This is a genomic window from Cellulomonas citrea (assembly GCF_009829685.1).
In the GTDB taxonomy this organism is placed as follows: Bacteria; Actinomycetota; Actinomycetes; order Actinomycetales; family Cellulomonadaceae; genus Cellulomonas; species Cellulomonas citrea.
Map to the genome: position 1 here is coordinate 1 of NZ_VWSD01000169.1, position 5,783 is coordinate 5,783.

Sequence of the window (5,783 nt, forward strand, 5' to 3'; positions counted from 1 at the left end):
CCCGCCCGGCCGGGCTCCGCGGGGGGCGGGCGTCCCGGTCCTGGCAGGCGGGGCCGGGCTGGCGGGTGGGGGTCCGCCAGCCCGAGTCGGGCTAGTGCTGAGCGCCGCGGGTCACTCGCGGACCAGGCGCCAGGACTTCACGGCGAGCCAGGTGCCGAGCAGCAGCGAGCCCATGGCGAGCGGCACGTGCACGGGGATGAGCGAGTCCAGGCCGTCGTCGCTGATGAGCCCACCCAGGTAGGCGATGAGGACGAGCACGACGGTGAACACCGCGCCGACGACCCACAGGCTGCGGTGTCTGCGCAGCGTGGCGAAGGCGAGCACGGTGGCGATGCCGGCGGTGAGGATCGAGGCCTCGGCCCCGCGCCCGTGGACGAACACCCACAGGTCGGAGTCCTGCTCGATGAACATCCCGGCCCATAGCCCCTGCAGGACGACGAGGACCAGGGCGGCGGAGAACAGACCGGCCACCCAGCGGGTGGCGGCGGTGGCTTTCGTGGCGGTGGTGGCAACCTCAGTCATGGGACGGATCCTGGGCGCCGATTCTCAGCGTCTGCTCAGAGCCGGGCCCATCAGCGCAGGTCAGAAGGCATGTCGACACGTTCTCGACATGCGGGAGCTAGCCGCGCTCGGGTGCGACTGCCTCGAGCACGGTGAGCGCCGGGCGCACCTCACGGCGGCGGCGCAGCGCCTTGTCGGCCTCGACGACGAGAGGCGTGAGCAGCGCGAGCGCCAGGCACACGGTCCACTGCGTCGCCGTGAGGCTCGTGGTGAGCAGCGCCGCCTGCATCCCGCCGAGCTCGGTGGACAGCACGAGCAGCACGAGCGAGGCCGCCGTGATCCGCAGCGCGGGCAGCGCCGGGGCGGTCAGCCCGCTGCCCGGGTCGCGGCGCATCACCAGCCCGGCCAGCAGCGTCGTGAGGCCGAGGGTGACGTAGGACATCGTCATCGACACCGTGGCGTGCTCGGTGCTCGGTTCGTCCGGGCCGAGCACCATCGGCCCGAACGCGGCGACGAAGCCGACGAACCCGTAGAGCGTCCAGCGCAGCACCGAGTGCCGGTTGGCGATGGTGACCTTCGGGTCGCGCGGCGGGCGGCGCATGACGTCCGGGTCGCCCGGGTCGAGCGCGATGGCCGAGATGGGCGCGATGGTGAGGAAGAAGGACAGGAACAGCACGAGCAGCGGGGGCATCGCCACGCCGTGGTTGACGTCCAGCACGCTCGCGGCCACGAAGAGCATGACGAGGGCCAGCAGCTGCGACATCTGGTAGCGCACGTACGCCGAGATGGTGCCGTGGATGGCGCGGCCCAGCTCGATCGCGTGCACGAGGGTGCCGAAGTTGTCGTCGGTGAGGATCATCCGGGCGGCCTGCTTGGTGACCTGGGACCCGGACCCCATCGCGACCCCGATGTCGGCCTGCTTGAGCGCCGCCGCGTCGTTGACGGCGTCACCGGTCATCGCCACGATCCGGCCCGTCGACTGCATCACGCGGGCCAGCCGCAGCTTGTCCGCCGGGGTCACGCGGCCGAACACGTGCACCTGGTCCAGGCGCTCGACCAGCTCGTCGTCGGACAGTGCCGCGAGCTCGGTACCGGAGAGGGCGCCCGGGCCCAGCCCCAGCTCGGCGCCGATCGCCGAGGCCGTCACCGCGTGGTCGCCGGTGATCATCCGCACCTCGATCCCGGCGGCGTGCGCCACCGCGACCGCACGCTTCGCCTCGGGCCGCAGCGGGTCGATGATGCCGACCATCCCGACGAACGCCAGGTCCTGGGCGAACGCCATCGGGTCGGCGACGACGGCCGGTTCGTCACCGTCGTCCAGCACCCGGATGGCGAAGGCCAGCACGCGCAGGCCGGAGGCCCCCATCTGGGCGTTCGCGTCATCGGCCGCGGCGCGGTCCAGCGGGGCGACCGACCCGTCCAGGTGCACCGCACCGGCCCCCGTGCACCGGCCCAGCACGACGTCCGGGCCGCCCTTGACGAGCTCGACGAGCCGGTCGCGCCCGTCGACCGGCACCCGGTGGAAGGTCGCCATGAACTTGTACTCGGAGTCGAACGGCACCTCGGCCACCCGCGGGTAGGCCCGTCGGGTCTCCTGCGCGTCGACCCCGACCTTGGCGGCCAGCACGACGAGCGCGGCCTCCGTCGGGTCGCCGACCACCTCGCCCAGGTCGTCGACCGTCGCGTCGGAGCACAGCGCGAGCGCGTAGGCGAGCCGGGTGAGGTCAGGCAGCTCGACGCCGGCCGCACCCCGGACCGCCCCGGTGGTCCCGTAGCCGTGGCCGTCCACCCGGTACCAGGACCCGTCGGCGTACAGCCGGCTCACCATCATCTCGTTGAGGGTGAGGGTCCCGGTCTTGTCGGAGTTGATGGCGCTCGTGGCGCCCAGCGTCTCCACGTCGGACAGGTTCTTCACGATCGCCTTGGCGTCCGCCAGCCGCCGCGCCCCGTAGCTGAGCATCACCTGGACGAACGTCGGCATCCCGCTCGGGATCGCCGAGACGGCCATCGCCGTGCCGAGCAGCAGCACCTGGGACATCGACAACCCGCGCGCCAGGCCGACGGCGACGATGATCGCCACGGCCCCCCAGGCGAGCAGGCCGATCACCTTGGTGAGGCCGTCGAGCTCCTTCTGCAACGGGGAGCGGGTGCGCCGGACCCCGGTGAGCATCGCCGCGATCTGACCCATCTGGGTGCCCATCCCGGTGGCCGTCACGACGACGGCCGCCGTGCCGCGGGTCACCGAGGTGCTCTGGAACGCCATGTTCGCCTGGTCGCCGAGCGCGACCTGCGGGCCGGGCAGCACCTCGGCGTCCTTGGCCACCGGGGCGCTCTCCCCGGTGAGCGCGGCCTCCTGCGTCTCGCAGGTCGCCGACCGCACGATCCGTCCGTCCGCCGGAACCAGGTCACCGGCCTCGAGCAGCACGAGGTCACCGGGGACGACGTCCGGCGCCGGCACCAGACGCACCTGCCCGTCGCGCACCACCCGGCACTGCGGCACCTGCATGGTCGACAGCGCGTCGACGCTCGCCTGCGCCTTGAGCTCGCGCTGCGCGCCGAACACGGTGTTGAGCCCGACGAGCAGGGCCACGAACACCCCGGCCGGCACCTGCCCGATGAGGAAGGAGACCACGGCGACCGCGACCATCATCATGTTCATCGGGTCGCGCACCTGGGCGCCGACGGCCTGCAGCAGCGACGGGCCCTTCTCGCCGACGATGACGTTGGGGCCGTCGAGCTCCAGCCGGGCGGCGGCCTCGGCCTGGGTGAGCCCGTCCTGGGCGTCGCTGCCCAGTGCGGCGACCACGTCCTCGACGGGCAGCAGGTGCGGGTCCTCGACGACGTGCGTCGCCTGCCGTGGCGGGACCATCAGGCTCCTCGACGCTGGGTGCTGGGCACTGCCGAGTCTCGCGGAGCGGTGCCCACCGTGCAACGCCAGACACTCGGAAGTACCCGTCCGATCAGGGGTTTCGCAGCCGACTCGCCCGTCGTGACGGGCCTGGCACGGCCCTCGGTCCTACGGTGGAACCGTGCCGGCCACCGTCGCCCCCGTCGTCATCCACCTCGGCTCCTTCGTCACGATGGAGCCCTCCTTCCCCACGGCGGAGGCCGTCGCCGTGCGCGACGGGCGCATCGTCGCCGTGGGGTCACTGGCCCAGGTGCGCAGCGCCCTGGGCGACGAGCCGTTCGAGCTCGACGAGACGCTGTCCGGGCTCACCGTGCTGCCGGGGTTCATCGACCAGCACCTGCACCCGATCCTCGGCGCGTCGACCCTGGCGACCGAGGTGGTCTCCATCGAGGAGTGGGTGCTGCCCGGGCGGACGTTCGCTGCGGCCACCTCGGCGCAGGAGTACCGCAGCCGGATCGCCGATGCGGTCGCCGCGATGCCGCCGCTCAGCTCGGCGCCGGGCACCGTGCCCCCGGACGCCGAGTGGTTCTTCTCCTGGGGCTACCAGGCGCTGTGGCACGGACCGCTGGACCGCGCGGCGCTCGACGCGATCAGCACCACGCGGCCTGTCGTCGTGTGGCAGCGCTCCTGCCACGAGTGGTACCTCAACACCGCCGCGATCGAGGCGCTCGGGATCGACGAGGCGTCGGTGCAGGGCCACGGCGACGCCTCCACCATGGTCGACCTGGCGGCCGGGCACTGGTGGGAGACGGGGATGAACCTGCTGCTGCCCGTGCTCATGCCGCACTTCCTCACCCCGGCCCGGCTGGTGCGCGGGCTGCAGCAGATGGTCGCCTACCTGCACCTCAACGGGGTCACCGCGTACAACGAGCCCGGTGCGCTGTTCACCCCGGACATGTGGACGCTCTACCAGGGCATCCTCGGGGCGCCCGACACCCCGTTCACCAGCTACTTCCTGGTGGACGGCCGGGCGCAGGTGGACGCCGGGCTGCCGCTGGCCGACACCCTCGCCGACGCGGAGAAGCAGGTCGCGCTGGCCCCGCCGGGCTCGGGCAAGCTCGAGTTCTTCGACAAGCAGATCAAGCTGTTCGCCGACGGGGCGATCATCTCCCAGCTCATGCAGATGAAGGACCCGTACCTGGACGCGGCCGGCCGGCCCGACCCGGCCCACCACGGCGCCTGGCTCATCACACCCGAGCACCTGGAGGAGCGCACCAAGCTCTACTGGGACGCCGGCTGGCAGATCCACTGCCACGTCAACGGCGACGAGGGCCTCGACGTGCTGCTCGACATCCTGGAGCGGCGGATGCGCGAGAACCCGCGCGCCGACCACCGCAGCGTCATCGTGCACTTCGCCAACTCGACGCCCGAGCAGGTGGACCGGATCGCCCGGCTGGGCGCAATCGTGAGCGCGAACCCGTACTACACGACGCAGTTCGCCGACGCGTACGGCCAGGTGGGCCTGGGCCCGGTGCGGGCCGATGCGATGGTGCGCTCGGCGGACGTGCTCGCCGCGAAGGTGCCGCTGTCCTTCCACTCCGACCTGCCGATGGGGCCGAGCTCACCGCTCAACTTCGTCTGGTGCGCGGTCAACCGGCTCACGGTCTCGGGCCGGGTGGCCGCACCCGAGCAGCGGATCGGTGTGCACGACGCGCTGCGCGCGATCACCATCGAGGCCGCCTACTCCTGGCGCAAGGAGCACGAGATCGGCTCGATCGCCCCGGGCAAGCAGGCCACGTTCACCGCACTGGGCGAGGACCCGTACACCGTGGCACCCGAGCACCTGCGTGACATCCCCGTGGTCGGCACCATGTACCAGGGCCGGTGGTTCCCGGTCTGAGCGCACGAGGCCGTGCGCCTGCCCCGACCACAGGAGGTACCCCCGTGCCCGGCACGCCCGAGATCGCCGTCATGCTGCCCCGCGACCTGCCGGCCGACCAGGTGCTGCGCTACGCGCGCCGGGCCGACGAGCTCGGGTTCGCCGGGCTCTGGGTGGTCGAGGACCTGGGCTACCGCGGCGGGGTCGCGCAGGCCGGTGCGGTGCTGGCGGCGACCTCGCGGATCCGGGTCGGGATCGGCGTGCTGCCGGCGGCGGTGCGCAACCCGGCGTTCGCCGCGATGGAGGTCGCGACGCTCGCGCAGCTGTTCCCCGGGCGGCTCGACGTGGGCGTGGGGCACGGCATGCCGGGCTGGTTGCGGTCGGTGGGCGCCTGGCCGGCCAGCCCGCTGCGGGCCCTGGGCGAGCACCTCACGACGTTGCGCGCGTTGCTCGCCGGGCAGGTGGTGACGACCCCGGACGCGCTGGTGCCGCTCGACGGCGTGCGGCTGGACCCGGCGGTGCTGCCGGCGGTGCTGCCGCCGCTGCTGGCCGGGG

At 72.8% G+C, this 5,783-nt stretch carries 4 protein-coding genes; 2 read left to right on the top strand and 2 right to left on the bottom strand.

The features are described 5' to 3' along the window. Nucleotides 1–111: 111 nt before the first annotated feature. Both F2B26_RS14075 and F2B26_RS14080 read right to left on the bottom strand, forming a co-directional pair. A complete protein-coding gene (locus F2B26_RS14075) occupies nt 112–522 on the bottom strand; it encodes a hypothetical protein (protein WP_159810435.1) in 411 nt (136 codons plus the stop codon). A 97-nt stretch (nt 523–619) separates the two neighbouring features. Continuing rightward, on the bottom strand, nt 620–3,370 hold the full coding sequence (locus F2B26_RS14080; protein ID WP_159810437.1) for a cation-translocating P-type ATPase: 2,751 nt from the start codon (nt 3,368–3,370) through the stop codon (nt 620–622). A 160-nt stretch (nt 3,371–3,530) separates the two neighbouring features. Between F2B26_RS14080 and F2B26_RS14085 the strand changes: the two genes are divergently transcribed. Together F2B26_RS14085 and F2B26_RS14090 are read left to right on the top strand one after the other, a co-directional pair. Next, nucleotides 3,531–5,249: an amidohydrolase gene (locus tag F2B26_RS14085; RefSeq protein ID WP_201292750.1), complete on the top strand. Its 1,719-nt coding sequence runs from the start codon at nt 3,531–3,533 to the stop codon at nt 5,247–5,249. 44 nt (nt 5,250–5,293) lie between these two features. Beyond that, nucleotides 5,294–5,783, top strand: a 490-nt coding sequence (locus F2B26_RS14090) for an LLM class flavin-dependent oxidoreductase (RefSeq protein ID WP_328698688.1), incomplete at its 3' end; no start/stop codon positions are given.